This window comes from Mesorhizobium tamadayense, from assembly GCF_003863365.1.
GTDB classification, from domain to species: Bacteria; Pseudomonadota; Alphaproteobacteria; order Rhizobiales; family Rhizobiaceae; genus Mesorhizobium; species Mesorhizobium tamadayense.
Genome location: NZ_RQXT01000069.1, coordinates 1 through 18488 on the forward strand (window position 1 = coordinate 1; position 18488 = coordinate 18488).

At 61.5% G+C, this 18488-nt stretch carries 13 protein-coding genes and 1 pseudogene; 7 read left to right on the top strand and 7 right to left on the bottom strand.

Annotation, left to right across the window (positions count from 1 at the left end; genetic code table 11):
* Positions 1-132 precede the first annotated feature (132 nt).
* The 4 genes and pseudogenes from EH240_RS32995 to EH240_RS33010 all read right to left on the bottom strand — a co-directional run bounded on the left by EH240_RS32995 (position 133) and on the right by EH240_RS33010 (position 4704).
* Positions 133-1333: pseudogene (locus EH240_RS32995) on the bottom strand (mandelate racemase/muconate lactonizing enzyme family protein).
* 17 nt (positions 1334-1350) lie between these two features.
* A complete protein-coding gene (locus EH240_RS33000; protein WP_125006407.1) occupies positions 1351-2709 on the bottom strand; it encodes a mandelate racemase/muconate lactonizing enzyme family protein in 1359 nt (452 codons plus the stop codon).
* 63 nt (positions 2710-2772) lie between these two features.
* Positions 2773-3939 (bottom strand): mandelate racemase/muconate lactonizing enzyme family protein, encoded by a 1167-nt coding sequence (locus EH240_RS33005; RefSeq protein ID WP_125006409.1) that lies wholly within the window; start codon positions 3937-3939, stop codon positions 2773-2775.
* A 54-nt stretch (positions 3940-3993) separates the two neighbouring features.
* Positions 3994-4704, bottom strand: a complete 711-nt coding sequence (locus EH240_RS33010) for a GntR family transcriptional regulator (RefSeq protein ID WP_125006411.1) — start codon at positions 4702-4704, stop codon at positions 3994-3996.
* A gap of 207 nt (positions 4705-4911) precedes the next feature.
* On the opposite strand from EH240_RS33010, the gene EH240_RS33015 reads away from it, so the two are divergent.
* The 6 genes from EH240_RS33015 to EH240_RS33040 all read left to right on the top strand — a co-directional run bounded on the left by EH240_RS33015 (position 4912) and on the right by EH240_RS33040 (position 11496).
* The gene (locus EH240_RS33015; protein WP_125006413.1) at positions 4912-6393 is read left to right on the top strand and encodes an ABC transporter substrate-binding protein; all 1482 of its coding nucleotides are present in this window, start codon (positions 4912-4914) and stop codon (positions 6391-6393) included.
* A gap of 178 nt (positions 6394-6571) precedes the next feature.
* Complete coding sequence (locus tag EH240_RS33020) at positions 6572-7531, top strand: carbohydrate ABC transporter permease (protein WP_125006415.1); 960 nt, start codon at positions 6572-6574, stop codon at positions 7529-7531.
* On the top strand, positions 7528-8418 hold the full coding sequence (locus tag EH240_RS33025; RefSeq protein ID WP_125006417.1) for a carbohydrate ABC transporter permease: 891 nt from the start codon (positions 7528-7530) through the stop codon (positions 8416-8418). The genes EH240_RS33020 and EH240_RS33025 overlap by 4 nt, the downstream gene beginning before the upstream one ends.
* A gap of 10 nt (positions 8419-8428) precedes the next feature.
* Positions 8429-9526 (top strand): ABC transporter ATP-binding protein, encoded by a 1098-nt coding sequence (locus EH240_RS33030; RefSeq protein WP_125006419.1) that lies wholly within the window; start codon positions 8429-8431, stop codon positions 9524-9526.
* Positions 9527-9559: 33 nt separating this feature from the next.
* The gene (locus tag EH240_RS33035; RefSeq protein WP_125006421.1) at positions 9560-10723 is read left to right on the top strand and encodes a mandelate racemase/muconate lactonizing enzyme family protein; all 1164 of its coding nucleotides are present in this window, start codon (positions 9560-9562) and stop codon (positions 10721-10723) included.
* A 23-nt stretch (positions 10724-10746) separates the two neighbouring features.
* On the top strand, positions 10747-11496 hold the full coding sequence (locus tag EH240_RS33040) for a ribonuclease activity regulator RraA (protein WP_125006423.1): 750 nt from the start codon (positions 10747-10749) through the stop codon (positions 11494-11496).
* A gap of 236 nt (positions 11497-11732) precedes the next feature.
* Here EH240_RS33040 and EH240_RS33050 read toward each other — a convergent pair whose 3' ends face one another.
* The 3 genes from EH240_RS33050 to EH240_RS33060 form a co-directional block, all read right to left on the bottom strand.
* Positions 11733-12908 carry an acetate/propionate family kinase gene (locus EH240_RS33050; protein ID WP_125006425.1) on the bottom strand — a complete coding sequence of 392 codons (1176 nt, stop codon included), beginning with the start codon at positions 12906-12908 and terminating at the stop codon, positions 11733-11735.
* A gap of 65 nt (positions 12909-12973) precedes the next feature.
* Positions 12974-15355 (bottom strand): phosphoketolase family protein, encoded by a 2382-nt coding sequence (locus EH240_RS33055; protein WP_125006427.1) that lies wholly within the window; start codon positions 15353-15355, stop codon positions 12974-12976.
* 305 nt (positions 15356-15660) lie between these two features.
* Entirely contained in the window at positions 15661-17697 is a 2037-nt protein-coding gene (locus EH240_RS33060; RefSeq protein ID WP_125006429.1) for an NADH:flavin oxidoreductase, read from the bottom strand.
* Between the two features lie 148 nt (positions 17698-17845).
* On the opposite strand from EH240_RS33060, the gene EH240_RS33065 reads away from it, so the two are divergent.
* Positions 17846-18475: a TetR/AcrR family transcriptional regulator gene (locus EH240_RS33065; protein WP_125006431.1), complete on the top strand. Its 630-nt coding sequence runs from the start codon at positions 17846-17848 to the stop codon at positions 18473-18475.
* The last annotated feature ends 13 nt before the right edge of the window (positions 18476-18488 follow it).

Genomic DNA, 18488 nt, shown 5'->3' on the forward strand with positions numbered 1-18488 from the left:
TACATCAGCTAAATTTTTGATTTTACAGTAGTTTTTACACGGAAGACAACGTCGCATCTGGCCCGTTCATTCGATCACCGAGCACGTGTCGCTGGCAGGGGCTGCGCGTGAGGGTGGCGAAAGATGGGTGGCTCAATCGAAGAAGCCCGCATCCTCTTCCCTGAGATACTTCCTGGCCGCTTCGGCGTCGATGTCGAGACCCAGCCCAGGCGACTCCCAGCAGGTCCACCATGCTGTCCTTCACGATCTGCGATGGCAGGCCGATCACGATGTCCTCCCACCAGGGATCGGAGGCGCTCGGATATTCGAAGGCGATGTAGTTGGCGGGCAAGGTGGCGCAGACATTGATCAGCGCGCCGAGGCCGAGCAGCCCGTTCGCGACGCCGTGCGGCGCCATCAGGATCGAGTGCATGTAAGCGTGCTCGGCGACCCACTTAAGCTCGGCAATGCCGCCAATGTCAGCAGGATCGGGGCCGATGACGCGCACCGCCTGCGTCTCGATCAGCTCCTTGAAATTGTGACGCAGGTAGATCTGCTCGCCGGTATGGATTGGCGTAGAGGTGGAGGTGGTCAGCTCCCGATAGGCCTGCGGATTGACCCACGGCACATAGTCGCCGGTCAGCATGTCCTCGAGCCACATCAAATTGTACTTCTCGACCGCGCGCGCGAACTTGATCGCATCGGGCAGCATCCAGCCCGGGCCGCAGTCGAGCGCCAGGCCGACCTTGTCGCCCAGCACTTCCTTCATCGCGATCACGCAGTCGAGCATGTGATTGAAACCGCGCTCGCTGATCACGCCCTGATCCATGGCGCCGTGATAGCCGGCCTTCTTCTGCGTCACGCCGTAATGGAAGCCCTCGACGGTGTCCTTCATGTTGGAATGGAACGAGATTCCTTGCTTGATCATGAAGAAGTTCTGCGGCTGCTCCATCATCCATTTGACGTCGGCGGCGTAATCCTCCGGCCGGTCGCCCGTGCGCTTCCGGCGGATCGAGCCGTTATAGACGCGCACCTTGTCGCGCACCTTGCCGCCGAGCAGCTTATAAGCCGGCACGCCTGCGGCCTTGCCGGCAATGTCCCACAGCGCATGCTCGATAGCGCTCACCGCCGCGCCATAGGGCTTGAAGGAGCCGCGTTGGCGGATCTTCAGCATCACCCGCTCGACGTCGGTCGGATCCTCGCCGATCAGCGCCTCACGGAAATGCAGTACCCAGGGCTTGAGGTAGGTCTTGGTGAACTCGACTTCGCCAAGACCGTAGAGGCCCTCGTCGGTCACGATGCGGACGATCGGGTGCTTGCCGATGACGGCACAGCGCAGGTCCGCGATCTTCATCTTCGGTTCCCTTCGCCTCAGCTCCAGGTGCGATCCCAGGAATACTCGTTGTCCCAGCGATCCGTCGGCTGCCAGATCCGGGCGACACCCGCCTGCAGATGCTGCGAGATTACCTCGTCGACGACGTCGTCGATCCCCAGGCCCGGCTTGTCCGGAACAGTGATAAAGCCGTCCTTGACGAGCGGCTTGGGAATGCCGGTGACGATATCGTCCCACCAGTCGACATCGGCGGAGTGGTATTCGAGCGCCATGAAGTTTTCGGTCGCGGTCGCGACATGTGCCGCGGCCATCGCGGCGATTGGGCTTTCGGCCATATGGATGGCCATGGCGACGCCGTGGTCCTGCGCCATGTCGCCGATCTTCTTGGTCTCGAGGATGCCGCCGCTGGTGAGCAGGTCCGGGTGGATAACAGAGAGGCCGCCGCTCTTGAGCAGAGGCTCGGAGCCCTCCTTGAGGTAAATGTCTTCGCCGGTGCAGATCGGCACCGAGGTCGCTTGCTGCAGCTGTCGGTATTGCTCGGTGTACTGCCACGGAATTACGTCCTCGAGCCAGGCAGGGACGTATTTCTCGATGCGGCGCGAGAGGCGGATGCCGTCCTGCAGCGAGATGTGGCCGACATGGTCGATGGCTAAAGGGACCTCGTATCCGATGACCTCGCGAACCTCGTGGATATACTGCTCGAGCAGGTCGATACCCTTTTCGGTGAAATGCAGACCTGTGAACGGGTGCTGCACATTCTGCGCATCGTAGGCGAGATTGCGAGCCTTACGCTCCTCGATCGCGCCGCCACGGCCGCGTGGATTGGCGTAAAACCCTTCGAGCACGCCGGCGGGCGCGACCACGGCGCCCGGGACATGGGCGATCTGCATTAAGCCTAGGTCCATCTTGAGGAAGGTGAAACCGCGGTTCATGCGCTCCTTGAGGCGCTTTCCGGTTTCTGTGCCGCTCGGTTTCTCGGCGTCGGTGTCGCAGTAGACGCGCACTTTCTCCCGAAACCGGCCGCCGAGCATCTGGTAGATGGGGACGCCATAGGCCTTGCCGGCGAGGTCCCACAACGCGATCTCGACCCCCGAGACGCCGCCGCCTTGCCGGCCGTGCCCGCCGAACTGCTTGATCCGGCGAAACAGGCGATCGATGTCGCAAGGGTTCTCGCCAAGCAAACGGCTCTTCAGCATCAGCGCGTAGGTGGCGCTGGCGCCGTCGCGCACCTCGCCAAGTCCGACGATGCCCTGGTTGGTGTCGATCTTGAGCAGCGCGGAGGTGAACGGCGCGCCGACGATTTCCGCCACCCGCATATCGGTGATGCGAAGGTCGGACGGCTTGGAGTTCGTGTTCACCCGATTGAGGGCCTCGTCGGCTCCACCCATCTTTGGCATGACTTATCCTCGTTCTGGTCGGCGGGGCTTATTGCCCGCACGCGTGCCGGCATGAAAGCGTTGCTAGCTCAGCTCAATCTCATGGGCTTGCAGGTACTCGCGGTCCATCTCGATGCCGAGACCGGGCTTGGACGTCAGCTTGAGGCTGCCGTTCGAAACGTCGAGTGGCGTGTCGATAAGGTGATCGTATTTACCCAGATTCCACGCCGACGTTTCGAGTTTGTAGAAGTTGGGAACGGTCATCATCACCTGCGCTCCCGCAACCACGTTGATGGGTCCCGCGGCGTCATGCGGCGAGACCGGGACGTAGTAGGCTTCGCACAGGGCGGAAATCTTCTTGAGTTCGGTAATGCCGCCGGTCCAGGTGACGTCCGGCATGATGTAGTCGGCGAGCTTGTTCTCGAGCACCGGCACGAAATCCCACTTCGTGTGCCCGCGCTCGCCCCACGAGATAGCGGCACTGACCTTCTCACGCACCTGCTTGAGGGCGTTAAGGCTCTCTGGCGGGCAAGGCTCCTCGAACCAGTCGATCTGGCCAGCTTCCTCGAGGCTCCGACATAGGCGAATGGCGGTGGGAACGTCGAAGCGGCCATGCGCATCGATGAGGATGTCGACATCAGGGCCCGCCGTTTCGCGGATCAGAGCCGTGAGCTCGGCCGCTTCGCGCTCGTCCCTGCGGGTCATGCTGCCATCGAGGTAGCCGTCCCGCTGTTCGCGCGACAGGCCATCGGCGGTGCGGCCCTGGTGGGGGAACGGATCGAACTTGAGCGCGGTGTGTCCGGACTCGACAATGTCCCGAATTTCGCGGACCACAGCCTCCTTGCTGGTGAATTTGGCCTGGTTGGGGTGGGTGTAGAGGGCGATTTCCTCGCGCACCGGTCCGCCCAGCAACTCGTAGATCGGCTTGCCGAGGACTTTGCCACGAATGTCCCACAGGGCTATGTCGATGGCGCTCACGCATTCGACGGCAGCGCCGCGGCTGCCCATGTAGGTGAAGCTGCGGAAGATCTTGTGCCAGAGATATTCGATACGCGCCGGATCCTCGCCTGCCACGGCGGCACCGATCTGCCGCAGGATCGTGCAGAGGGCGCGGTTGGCCAGCTTTGTCGTGGTGGTGATCTCTCCCCAACCGCTAACCCTCTCGTCGGTCATCACTTCGACGAAGAGGAACTCTCCCCAATAAGAAGCATCGGACTTGATCAGCCACGGCCGAATGCTCGTGATTTTCATCTCAACTGCCTCTCTCTGAAATGGCCGGGCTAACGGTGTTCTGGACCGGATATTCTATCCGGCCCGCGCGGCGTTGCGCGCACGCATGTGTTCGAGGATGTGCCGGCCGGAGCCCTCGACATGGCGGGCAACGAGTTCGGCCGCCTTGTCGGCGTCTCCTGCCTTTACGAGCGCGATGAGCTCGCGGTGCTCGCGAAGGATCGCGGCACGTCGCGCGAGGGTGAAATCGAAACGCCGGCTCACGGCTCGCAGCACTTCGCGATGCTTCCACCAAAGCTCGGCGGCATGGCGATTATAGTGCCGCTGGTACATCACGGTGTGGAAGGCGGTATCTAGCTCACTGTGCCTGAAGGCGTCGGCAAAGTTGTTCTCTTCAATCAGCCCTTGGATACGTTCGAGTTCGGCGATGTCCTCGCCTGTAGCCATGTTCACAAACCATCGCGTCAGAGCCGGCTCGATCAGAACGCCGATCTCGTAGATATCGCGGACAAATTCCTGATCTATGGGTCGGACGCGCGCCCCGCGGTTGGGGGCAAAGGTGACAAAGCCCTCGCCGCGCAACAGCTGCAGGGCCTCGCGCACGGGGTTGGTCGAGGTGCCGTGACGCCGGGCGAGATCGGTGACCACGAGCCGTTCGTTGGCGGCGAGCCGCCCCTCGATGATGTCTTCCCTGATCAGTTCATAAAGCGAGGCGCCCTCGTTGGAGGCCCCTATGGGGTCGATCCCCGCAGGTGGCTTGGCTTTAAAATCGCTTGGTTCGGCCAAGGCCGGCTCCCCTGGATTGATACACACCTTGTCCGATTATCACGCAAAGTTTCTATAAACAATGTACGATCCAGCGCGTTGACAGACAATTCACGATCTGAAAACGTACGGTGCGACTGACGGGATACACAGATGTCCCGCGGTCGAAGAGCAAGGACCGCTTGCCTCGACGCGGAGCGGCGTGGGAGAGAAACCTGGAGGATATGTATGACGAGGATCACACTCGGCGGTGCCGTCCTGCGCGGCACTGTGTCCACTGCTTTAATGGCATCGTTGATGTCCGCATCGGCGCTGGGTGCGCCGCCGGTCGACCTGAGCAAGTGGTCGCCGGAATATGTGCGCTCCATCGCGGGCACACAGGATTTTGACACGGCGGCCGATTGCGCCAAGGTCACCCCGCTCGACTACAAGGGGCGACTGACTTTCTGGTATCAGGGAGTGTTCGAGGGCGACCCCGACCTCCTGCGCCAGTACTACAAGGATTTCTTTGAAACCTTCCGCAAGACCTATCCGAACATCCAGCTCGAGGAACAAGCCCTCACCTATAACGACCTTCTCGACAAGTTCCGCACGGCGCTCCTGGGCAATGCCGCGCCGATGGCGGTCCGCCTGCAAATCCTGGGTGGTACCGAGTTCGCCTCAAAGGGCTATCTGCAGCCGCTCAAGCCCGAGGATGTGGGGTATTCGACCGAGGATTTCTGGCCCGGCGCCATGAAGGCTGTGACCTGGGAGGGAGTAACCTACGGCATTCCAACCAACAACGAGACGATGGCGTTCATCTGGAACGCCGACATCTTCAAGCGGGCGGGCCTCGATCCGGACAAGGCTCCGGCAACCTGGGACGACGTCGTCAAGTATTCCAAGCAAATCCACGACAAGCTTGGCATTGCCGGCTACGGTCTCGTGGCTCGCAAGAATGCCGGCAACACGCCCTACCGCTTCATGCCGCAGCTGTGGGCCTATGGCGGCGGCGTCTTCGACGAAGCCACGGCGAACCCGACCTATAAGAAGATCGAGCTCGACAGCCCGCAGAGCAAGGCGGCGCTGCAAGCCTCGTACGACATGTATGTTCGGGACAAGTCGGTCCCGGTTTCGGCACTCACGAACCAGCAGGCCGACAACCAGCCCCTGTTCCTGGCCGGCCAGCTCGGCATGATGATCTCGCACCCGTCCGACTACAACGTCATGCTCGACCTGCAGAAGAAGGCGACGGGCACCGACAAGGACAAGGCGCAGACGGTCATCGACAACATGCGCTACGGCCTGATTCCGACTGGCCCAGACGGCAAGCGCGCAGTGGTGTTCGGCGGCTCGAACATTCACATCCTGAAGCCCGAATATGTCGAGGGCGGCAAGGTGGACGAGCCGGCGGCAAAGGCCATCATCTGCATGTGGACGAGCCCCGAATGGTCGCTGAAGATGGCCTACGCCGGCTCGAACCCCGGCAACCTCAACGGCTTCAAGACCAAATGGATGAAGGAGCGTCTGGACAACATCAAGTTCCTCGATGTCACCACCTCGATGCTGCCATACGGCATCCCGTTCCCAGCGCTGCCGCAGTCTCCCGAGATCATGAACATCATCGTCCCGGACATGCTGCAGAATGCCCTGACCGGAGCGATGACCGTCGACCAGGCAGCGGACGACGCGGCCAAGAAGGTAAAGGACCTGATGGGCGGCGGACTCTAGAGCAATTCCAGGAAAAGTGGGTAACGGCTTTCTGTTCGGAATTGCGTAAAAACAAATATTTAGAGCAGTTGGCGTTTCCGTGAAACGATGAACTGCTCTAGCCAAGCCTGACCTGCGATCTCTCCGGCTGCGCCGAGAGTGCAGCCGGTTCGTTCCGAAGAGCAAGGGCACGCCAAAAGTGACGATCGTGACCGGCAAGACCGAGGCTCGCGCAAGATTGCAACCCGGTTGGTCGGGCGTGCTGCGGAAGATCTGGGAGCATCGCGCTGACTACGCGTACGTGCTCCCTGCGATCATCGTGATGCTGATCGTGATCGCCTATCCGATCTACTACACGATCGAGCTGTCGTTCTTCAACACGCCGCCTGGCCTGCAGCTCCGGGACAAGAACTTCATCGGCGTCGACAACTACACGGCCATCCTCACCAGTGAGGTGTTCTGGATGGTCACCTGGAACACTCTTATCTGGACGCTGGCATCCACCTTCTTCTCCTTTGTCCTGGGGTTTGCCACCGCGCTGGCCCTCCATCGCGACTTTACCGGTCGTGGTGTCCTGCGCGCTATCCTGATCATTCCCTGGGTCATCAGCGCGGTCGCCGCGTCCTATATCTGGAAGTGGATCTACCATTCGGACTTTGGGATCATCGGCGCGGTGCTGGTTGGCCTCGGATTGGCCGACCGGCCGCCGAATTTCATCGACAGCGTCAGTACGGTGCTGCCCTCCCTGATCGTCGTCAATATCTGGCGCGAGTTTCCGTTTGCCATGATCATGATGATGGCCGGCCTGCAGACCGTCCCCGACCAGTTGCTGCGCGCCGCAAAAGTCGACGGGGCCAATGCATGGCAGCGCTTCTGGCACGTCACTTTCCCGCACTTGAGAAACGTCTCGACCGTGACGATCCTGCTGCTGGCGGTGGCCAACTTCAATTCCTTCATCATCCCCTGGATCATGACCGGCGGCGGGCCATCGAACGCATCGCATATCTGGATCACCCACATTTATGAGCTCGCCTTCGGCCGGCAGCGCTGGGGGGTGGCATCGGCCTATTCGGTGCTTCTGTTCCTCATCCTGATGACGCTCGGCTACTTCTACGTCCGCGCGCTAAGCGGCAACGAGCGGAAAGATGGGAGCGCATGAGCACGATTGCCGAGACAGCCCCGCGAGGCCAGACCCATCGCCGCATGCGCATCGACGGATGGCGATGGGGCGGGCGCATCTTCCTGGCGTTCATGCTGCTCTACACCGCGTTGCCGATGATCTGGATGCTGATCACCTCGATCAAGTCCGGCTTCGCGGCGATGCAATTCCCGCCGCAGTGGTGGCCCGACCAGCCTACGCTTGCCAGCTACCAGAAGCTACTCGATCCGCAGAACAGCGTCGGCCAGGACTTCCTCCGCTTCTTCTGGAACAGCCTTTTCGTATCGACCGCCACCACCGTCCTTTCGGTGATCGTGGCGGTCCCCGCGGCCTACGCGTTCTCGCGCTTCACCTTCCCGGGCCGGAACTTCCTGTTCTTCGCCGTGTTGCTTCGCAACATGTTCCCGGCGGTGATCTTTCTCGTGCCGCTCTTCATCCTGATGCGCGCGATCGGGCTGGTGAACACGCATGGGTCGCTTATTCTCACCTACCTCACCTTCGGCCTGCCGCTGGCAATCTGGCTGCTCAAGGGCTTCTACGACAACATCCCGGTGCAGCTCGAGCAGGCGGCGCGCATCGACGGGGCGACGCGGTTCCAGGCCTTCATGCTGATCGTGATGCCGCTCTCGGCCCCGGGAATCATCGCCACGGCGATCTATTCCTTCATCGGCGCGTGGAACGAATACATCTACGCCTATACCTTCCTCTCCAAGAACGAGCAGTTGACGCTTCCGGTCGGCATCCAGCGCTTCTTCTCGGAAAATACGACGGACTTTCCGGGCCTGATGGCGGCCAGCTTTATGATGAGCGTGCCCGTCGTGGTCCTCTTCCTCGTCCTGCAACGATACTTCGTACGCGCCCTGACAGAAGGCGCGGTCAAGCATTAAGGAGTTGCCGATGGCCCACGTGGTCCTCAAAGATCTCGTCAAGACCTATCGCGGCTTCAAAGCCGTCAACGAGGTTTCGCTGACGGTCAATGACGGCGAGTTCGTTGCGCTCGTCGGCCCTTCAGGCTGCGGCAAGACAACCACGCTCAATCTCGTCGCGGGGCTGATCCCGATCACATCGGGTGACATCGTCATCGGCGACCGGGTGGTCAACGACCTCGACCCCAAGGACCGGGACATCGCAATGGTGTTCCAGAACTACGCGCTCTATCCGCAAAAGTCGGTCTATATGAACCTCGCCTTCCCGCTGCAGATGCGCAAGCTGCCCAAGGACGAGATCGACAGGAAGGTCAGGGAAGCGGCGCGAGTGCTCGACATGACGCAGCTGCTCGAGCGCAAGCCGCGCGAGCTTTCGGGCGGGCAACAGCAGCGCGTGGCGCTGGGCCGCGCCCTCGTCCGGGATCCGGCGGTATTCCTCATGGATGAACCGCTCTCCAATCTCGACGCAAAGCTGCGCGTGCAGATGCGGTCCGAAATCAAGCGGTTCCATCAAGACCTGAAGGCGACGATCATCTATGTGACGCACGACCAGCTCGAGGCCGTGACCATGGCGGACAGGATGGCTGTGATGAATGGCGGCTATCTGCAGCAATACGATTCGCCGGCGCAAGTTTTCGCCCATCCCGCCAACATGTTCGTCGCGAGCTTCGTAGGCAGCCCGGCGATGAGCCTTATCCCGCTAGAGGCATCGACGGCAAACGGCGGTGCCGTTCTGACGAGCGCGGAAGGCTGGAGCCTCGATCTGTCGCAACGCAATGCGCGCAAGGTCCAGAGAGCGACCAGCAAGAAGGTCGTGCTCGGTGCGCGACATTCGACGATCAAGCTGCACAAGAGCGCCGTCCCCGGTGCCATTCCGGCGAAGGCCTATACGGTGGAACCAACCGGAGACGTCACCTTCGTGCAAGCGTTCCTCTCCGGCGCCATCGTCAACATCAGCGTGTCCCCCAACATCGCCGTCACACCTGACGAGCGGATTTGGCTCGAATTCGACCAGGAGCGCATGCACCTGTTCGACGGCGAAACGGAGACGGCCCTCGAGGCCAACTGAGACAGGGCGAATGCATGTGGAACGTGGGCGTGAATGACTACGAAGCTTAAGATCACCGCGATCAAGCCTTATCCAGTGTGGGTGGGAACGCGTAACCAGATGCTCGTCAAGGTCGAGACCGACCAGGGCATCTTCGGCTGGGGCGAGAGCGGCTTGAGCGGTCGCGAAAGAGCCGTGGCCGGCGCGCTCGAGCACTATCGCGAGTTTCTCATCGGCCGCGACCCGATGCAGATAGGCCGGATCTGGCAGGAGGTTTATCGCAGCCAGTACTTCGAAGGCGGGCGCGTTCTGCAGGCGGCGATTTCCGCCATCGACATCGCCCTTCACGACATCAAAGGCCAGGCGCTGGGGGTGCCGGTTTACGAGCTGCTGGGCGGCAAGCAGCGCGACCGCATCCCCACCTTCGCCTCGACCGGAGACGAGGCCGAGGGCGATGTTGCCATCGAACGAGCCGGCGAGCTGCGCGCGCAGGGATGGCAGGCGATCCGCTTCTTCCCCGCCGGGCAAAACAGCAGGGACATCTTCGAGCCGCGCGAGTCGATAGGCGCTACCGCGCGCATGCTGAACAAGGCGCGCGAGGCACTGGGCGACGACGTCGTCCTCGGCATCGACTATCATCATCGGCTGTCGGTGGCGGAGGCGGCGAGCTTCTGCAACAAGCTCGGTCGCGGCGTGCTTGATTTCCTCGAGGAGCCGATACGCGACGAGACGCCGGAGGCCTATGAATCCCTGCGCACGATGACCGACATCCCCTTTGCCATCGGCGAGGAATTTGCCAGCAAGTGGCAGTTCCTGCCCTATATCGAGTGCGGCATCCATCAGTTCAACCGGCTCGATGTCTGCAATGTCGGCGGGCTCACCGAGGCGATGAAGGTCGCCGGCTGGAGCGAGGCGCACTATGTGGACCTGATGCCGCACAATCCCCTTGGCCCGATATGCACGGCCGCGACCATGCATCTCGCCGCCGCGGTGCCGAACTTTGCGTGGCTCGAGACCAGGGCGCCCGAAATGAAGCTGGGCTTCGACAATTCCGATTTCTTCCCGGTGCAACCACGGCTCGACGGCGCCGATTATCCGGTCAGCGACCTGCCGGGGCTCGGCGTCGAGGTCAATGAGGAGGCGATCCGGGCGCAGAGCTTGCGTTTCTGGGAAGCGCCTCACCTCAAGCGCCGCGATGGTTCTGTCACCAACTGGTAGTTCAATTTCAACCGGAGTCCATCATGACGCATACTCCCGACATCATGCGGCCGCCCAAAGACTTGATCGACTCGCTAAGGGGCATCGGCGCCGCGACGGTCGCCGGCACGCTTGGCCACATGGGCTTCCGCAATCCGCACATGGTCGGTCCCGTGGCGCAGAACCACGGGAAGTCGATCGTCGGGCCGGCGCTGACGCTGCAGTTCATGCCGCAGCGACCGGACCTTTTCACCGAGGGAGAATATGCCGATCCAGAGACGCAACTGCACCGGCACGTGCTCTACCACGCGCAGGAGGGCGATGTGGTCGTGGTCGACGCGCGCGGCGACATGAGCTCGGGCGTCTTCGGCGATATGATGTCGACGTATTTCAAAGGCAGAGGCGGCGCGGGTATCGTCATCGATGGATGCATGCGCGACAGGCCCAATGTCGAAAAGCTCGATCTACCCTTATGGCTTCGCGGCTGGACGCCAAATTATCATGTGCAGACCAGCATCTATCCAAACGCCGTCAACGTTCCGATTGCCTGCGGCGGTGTCACGGTGATCCCCGGCGACATCATCGTCGCCGACGATGACGGGGTGGTGGTGGTTCCCGTCGCAATGGCCCCGAAGGTCATCGAAGAGGCGAAGAAGCATCACGACTGGGAAGAGTTCTCGCGAGAGAAGCTCATGCAGGGCGCGCCGTTGCAGCGCTATTATCCGCTGCATGATGATGCCCTCGGGGAGTACGAGGAATGGCGCGACACAAGACGTTTGGAGAACCCAACTTAGCGCATGGATCACCGGAGGCGCGGCAGCCTTTCCGGTGGCATCGCCGGTGAGTCAAGTTCCGCTGTTGAGCGTCGGCTTTCGATCTGGAGCCTGAACTGTCGCGCGTCTTCACCCGCCTGAAGGAGAAAGGCGTCATCCGCCTGCTCAGCCTGCGCAGCATTGAAATCCTCAAGCGGGATGCGCTTCAGGCGATGGGGGAATGAGCCATTCGGGCCAATCCGCGTACACGGAGCAAATCAGACGGCTTCGAAGTTGAGCAACTCCGTGGCCACCGCACGTTCCTCGTCGGCCGGAATGACAAGAACCTCCACGCGGGAATCCGGGGTGCTGACCAGTTCTTCGCCGTCGCGATTCAGGTCGTCATCGAGCGCGACCCCGAGCCAGGCAGCGGCCTCGCAGATCCTTTGCCGGATTTGAGGCGCATGCTCGCCGATGCCCGCGGTGAACACGAGCGTGTCGAGGCCTCCAAGCGCAGCAGTGAGCGATCCGATCTCCCGCCCGATGCGATAGACGAAGAGATCGATGGCTTGGGCCGCCGCAGGGTCTTTCGACGCAAGCAGGGTCTGCATATCCCCGGAAATGCCGGATACGCCGAGCAGGCCGGATCGCTCATAGAGCAAGGTGGACAACTCGTCGGGTGACAGCTTGCGATCCTGCAAAAGATGCAGAAGCACGCCAGGATCGATGGCGCCGCAACGTGTGCTCATGACGAGGCCGTCGAGCGTCGAAAAACCCATCGTGGTGGCGAGGCTGGCCCCTGCCCTCATCGCGCACAGGCTCGCGCCGCTGCCAAGATGGGCGACAATCGTTCGGCCACCGGCGACGGCGCCATAACGGTCACGAAGCTTCGCCGCGATATGGCTGTAGGACAGCCCGTGGAAGCCATAGGACACGATGCCTTGTTCCGACATCGCGCGAGGCAAGCCATAGATCTTGGCAAGCTCCGGCCGCGCCGTGTGGAAGGCCGTATCGAAGCAGCCGACCTGCTCGGCCTCGGGCAAAAGCCGGCTGGCAAGGCCGACGATTTCCAGGTTGATCGCCTGATGGATCGGCGCGAGCGGCTCAAGCCCATGCAAGGCATAGAGCGTACGTTTGTCGAGCAGCGTCGCGCGGGTGAATTCTTGCCCGCCATGGACGATGCGGTGCCCGACCTTGGCGATCTGGCGCAAAAGACCGTGGTCGGCGAGGAAGGAGGCCACGGCTTCGAATGCCTTGGCGATATCGATCGGCTCATCGCCCAAGCTCCTGTCCATCTCAGGCGACAAAGCCGCAGGCGCTATGTGCAATCGCGTATGGTGCCCGATCGACGAAACGCTGCCGCGCGCCAACAGGTGAAGTTCCGCGCGCTCCTGAAACGCAGCGAACTTCAGGCTTGAGGAGCCTCCATTTAGAACGAGGATCGTATCCTTCATTTTCTATCCCGCGCCTGCCGGCCGAAGACAGTGGTGACCCACTCGATGCACAGCCTCGGCATCCGCTACTGCTCCCACTTCCAGTCGAGGATCTCAGGCATGTCCTGCCCATGTTCGCGGATATAAGTCCGGTGCTCGATCAGCTTGCCTTCCATGGCCTGCTTCAGCCGGACATGCGCGCCGGCCGGCTCGGGGATGCGGTCGAGCACACCGAGCACGAGGTGATAGCGGTCAAGGCCGTTGAGCACGGTCATGTCGAAGGGCGTCGTCGTCGTCCCCTCCTCATTGTAGCCGCGCACATGGATATTGTCGTGGTTGGTCCGCCGGTAGGTCAGGCGGTGGATGGTCCATGGATAGCCATGATACGCGAAGATGACGGGCTTATCCGTGGTGAAAAGCGCGTCGAACTCGCGATCCGACAGGCCGTGCGGATGGTGTTCCTTTGGCTGCAGGGTCATCAGATCGACGATGTTGACCAGTCGGACCTTGAGGTCGGGAATGTGGCGTTTCAGGATTTGAACGGCGGCCAGCGTCTCAAGCGTCGGCACGTCGCCGGCGCAGGCCATGACCACATCCGGCTCGGTCCCGCCATCCGTCGACGCCCAGTCCCATATGCCGATGCCGGCGTTGCAGTGGACTTTCGCCTCGTCGATGGACAGCCACTGCCAGGAATTGGCTTTGCCGGCGACGATCACGTTGATGCGGTTCCATGTCTGCAGCACATGGGCGGTCACGCAAAGCAGGCTGTTGGCATCCGCCGGCAGATAGACCCGCACGACGTCCGCCTTCTTGTTCAGAGCCACGTCGATGAAGCCTGGATCCTGATGGCTGAAGCCGTTGTGCTCCTGCTGCCAGACGTGGCTGGACAACAAATAGTTCAGCGACGCAATCGGCCGTCGCCACGGCAGCTCGCGGCAGGCGTCCAGCCATTTCGCATGCTGGTTGAACATGGAATCGACTATGTGCGTGAAGGCCTCGTAGCAGGAGAACAAGCCATGCCGGCCAGTGAGCAGATAGCCTTCCAGCCAGCCCTGGCAGGTATGCTCGGATAGAATCTCCAGAACCCTGCCTTCCCGGCCGAGATGCACATCCTCGGGCAGGATCTTTTCCATCCAGGCGCGCTCCGTCACCTCGAAGACATCCTGCAGCCGGTTCGAAGCCGTCTCGTCGGGGCCTACGATGCGGAAGTTCCTGGTGCTTTGATTCAACGCCATGACGTCACGCAGGAAACGGCCCATCACTCGGGTCGCCTCCGCTTTCACGCCACCAGGCTGCTGAACCGGGACGGCGTGCTCATGCAGGACGGGCAGTTCGAGAGATCGGCGCAGCAGGCCTCCGTTGGCATGCGGATTGGCGCTCATGCGCATGGCGCCCTGCGGCGCGGTAGCGCGGATCGTGGACACGGGAGCGCCGGCGGCATCGAACAGTTCCTCGGGCCGGTAGCTCCACAGCCATTCCTCGAGCATCTTCAGATGCGCCGGCTTTTCGGCGAGACCGGAGAGCGGAACCTGATGGGCGCGCCAGAAGCCCTCGGTCTTCAGCCCGTCGACCTCCTTGGGACCGGTCCAGCCCTTTGGGCTTCGCAGCACGATCATCGGCCATTTCGGACGGGGCTGCGCGGTCCCTGCTCCGCTGCGCGCCGCCTGCCGGATCGCCCGGATGCGGTCCAGAGCATCGTCGAGCACGATGGCCATCTGCTCATGCATCAAGGCCGGGTCATCACCCTCGACGAACAGTGGCTCGTAGCCATAGCCGACAAACAGCGCGCGCAATTCTTCTACCGGAATGCGGGCGAGAATGGTGGGGTTGGCGATCTTGTAGCCGTTGAGATGGAGGATCGGCAGCACCGCGCCGTCATGTGCCGGGTTGAGGAATTTGTTGGAGTGCCAGGACGTTGCCAGCGGCCCGGTTTCCGCCTCGCCGTCGCCAACGACGCAGGCGACGACAAGATCCGGATTGTCGAACGCTGCGCCATAAGCATGCGAGAGCGAGTAGCCGAGCTCGCCGCCTTCATGGATCGAGCCGGGCACGTCGGGCGCGGCATGGCTCGGGATGCCGCCCGGAAAGGAAAACTGCCGGAAGAGCTTTTTCATTCCGGCCTCATCCAGAGAAATATCCGGATTGATCTCGCTGTAGGTGCCTTCGAGGTAGCTGTTCGCGACCATGGCAGGCCCGCCATGGCCCGGACCGCAGATGTAGATGACGTTGGCGTCGCGCTGTCTGATTACGCGGTTGAGATGCGCGTAGATGAAGCTCAGGCCCGGCGAGGTTCCCCAATGGCCGAGCAGCCTGGGCTTGACGTGCTCCAGCCGAAGCGGCTCGCGAAGCAGCGGATTGTCGAGCAGGTAGATCTGCCCGATGGTCAGGTAGTTGGCGGCACGCCAGTAGGCGTCGATGTCGCGCAACTCCTGTGCGGACAGGCGATTGGTGCGGGGATGCCCGGCCATTTCCGACTCCTTCGCTGGTTCCAAACCGATCCCGGCTGAAGCACAACGCATCGACGCTGCCACGGGTTCATGACCGACTGGCCGTTATCGATCTATCGGTCGAAGAGTGATCGAGCTTTGATCCATCGCAAATGTCAGGCCAAGGGGGCTTGTGATAAGAGCTGCAAGATCGATCTGCGGGAGCGCGTGTCGTGCGAGAAACTGTTCGAATGCCACGAACGCAGCGTCTACAAGATATTGCAGTGCTTCACTTCTGATGGCCGGACCTTTGTTACAATGAGTGGCTGCGGAGCCGCTCCGGGCCGTCAGATATCTTTCGCCAGGCGCAATGCGTCGTAGATCGCAGCGTGGGTGTTGCGCGCTGAAACGGCATCGCCGATGCGGAAGAGCTGGTATCGGCCCTGTGGATTCCGCACCACCGACTGCGGTTGTCCGGCGATCAGCGCATCATGCGAAACCTCGCCGTGATTGGTCGACTTCGGTTTCAGTTCGAAATAGATGTCGTCGAGCGGAATGGTGCCGTGATTGACGACGACCTGATCCACGACGCGCTGTTTGGAGACGCCGCCGTAGTCGCTGCCGACATGTGCGATGAGCTGGTTGCCGTTCTTTTCGACAGACTCGAGCCGATAGGTAACAGTGAAGGTCACATCGAGTTTTTGAAGCGACCTCATGTAGGGCACCAGGTTCATAGCCATGACCTCCGGCGAGAAGGACCGGTCCGGCGTCATGATCTCGACCTTCGCGCCGGCGCCTGCGAGGAATTCGGCTGCCTGGAGCGCGGCGTGGTCGCCCGCGTCGTCGTAGATGAGGACATTGGTTCCCGGCTTCACGTCCCCAGAGATGATGTCCCATGAAGACACCACGAACTCGTTGCCCTTGGAAAGGACGTCTGTGTGCGCCACCCCGCCCGTGGCAATGATGACGACGTCCGGATTTTCAGCTTCGATGGTTTCGGCTTCCGCCCAGCTATTGAACTTGATGGTCACCCCGTATTTTTCGCACTGCGCCATGCGCCAATCGATGATGCTCATCATTTCCTTGCGGCGCGGGCTCTGCGCCGTCAGGCGGATTTGCCCTCCCGGATCGCTGGCGGCCTCGAAGACCACGACCTCGTGTCCCCGCTCGCCCGCCACGCGGGCGGCCTCCAGGCCGGCCGGGCCTGCACCGACGACGACGACCTTCTTGCGGGTCTCGGCCTTGGCGACGATATGCGGCATGGTCAGTTCGCGGCCCGTCGCGGCGTTGTGAATGCAGTATGCCGCTCCGCCCTGATAGATGCGGTCAAGGCAATAGTTGGCGCCGACGCAGGGCCTGATCTCGTCTTCGCGCTTTTCGATGATCTTGCGCACGATGTGTGGGTCGGTCATGTGAGCGCGCGTCATGCCGATCATGTCCACCTTGCCCGACGCAATCGCGTGGCGGGCAGTCGCGACATCCGGTATTTTCGCCGCATGGAAGGTTGGGAAGTTGGTCGCGGCACGAATCTCACCCGCGAAGTCGAGGTGCGGCGAGTTTGCCATTCCCTGAATCGGAATGACGTCCGTCAGGCCCGCATCGGTGTCGATGTGGCCGCGGATCACGTTGAGGTAGTCGATAAGTCCGCTTTCCTTGAGGCGCTTGGAGATCTCGATGCCTTCCGACCTGCCGGTGCCCCCGGGGAGGCATTCATCGGCGGTATAGCGCACGCCCAGGATGAAGTCTTCGCCCACCCGTGACCGGATCGCCTTCAGGACATCCATGCAGAAGCGCATGCGGTTATCGAGCGAACCGCCATAAGGACCGTCAAGTTCGTTCGTGAGAGGCGAGACGAACTGGTCGAGCAAGTGGCCGTAAGCCTCGAGCTCGACGCCATCCATCCCGCCTGCCTTCATTCGTTCCGCGGCGTCCGCGAAATCCTTGATGATGCGTTCGATATCCCAGTCTTCAATCTTCTTGGGAAACGCCCGGTGCGAGGCTTCACGATGATGCGACGGAGCCACAACGGGGAGCCAATCGCCTTTGTCCCAGCGTGTGCGCCGCCCAAGATGGGTCAGCTGGATCATGATGGCCGCACCCTCTTCATGCACCGCATCGGTCATTTGCCTGATCCACGGCACGATCTCGTCCTTGTAGGCGAGCAGGTTGTTGAAAACCGGGGGGCTGTCCTTCGAGACTGCCGCAGACCCGGCTGTCATCGTCATCGCCACACCGCCCCTCGCCCTTTCCAGCGTGTAGGCGAGATAGCGCTGCTTCGGCATCCCGTCCTCCGGATAAGCCGGCTCATGCGACGTCACGATGATGCGATTGCGCAGGGTCAAATGCTTGAGCTTGTACGGCTGCAGAAGAGGATCGTTCGACATCTGGCGGACTCCGGACTGGGACGGTAAGCGCGAACGCTATTTCAGAATGTACATCAATGTCAAGTTTTGACTCTTAGACGTCAATAAAATCGACATAGATGTACATTTCGCTGGTTTTCACCCCGATATTTTGTTAGGCAGGTCGACCATGGAGCAAATCTCGAACGACAGCGGATGGCGCGGATCGCCGGAGGGGTGGCTTGGAGCCGCCTACGACCTGCTTCTCGAATCCGGCGTTGGCTCGGTGAGAATTTCACCCTTGGCAAAGAAGCTGGGCCTGTCGCGCACCAGCTTCTATTGGTTCTTCAAGGATCGAGAAGAGCTGTTGGCTGCCCTGGTGACCCGTTGGCGGGACAAGAACACCGGCAACCTCGTCAAGCAGGCCGAGGCCTATGCCGAGACGGTCGGCGAAGCGATGCTGAACGTGTTCGACTGCTGGCTCGACAAGTCCTTGTTCGATTCCCAGTTCGAATTCGCAGTCAGAAGCTGGGCGCTTCAATCTCCCGACATTCTGGCAGAGGTGCACAAAGCCGACCAGACGCGTCTCGACGCAGTGAGCCGAATGTTCGTCCGCTTCGGCTACACGGAAAGCTCGGCGGACGTTCGAGCGCGCACCATCTACCTCGTGCAGATCGGCTACATCTCGATGCAGACCAAGGAAGGTCTCGCGGTCCGCATGAAGCGCATTCCCGAATACGTGGAGATTTTTACCGGCGAGGCCCCGCAGAAGCGCGAGTTGGACCGGTTCTTCGCCAGGCACGGCTATTCGGCGGGCTGAGGAGAGTTTCGAC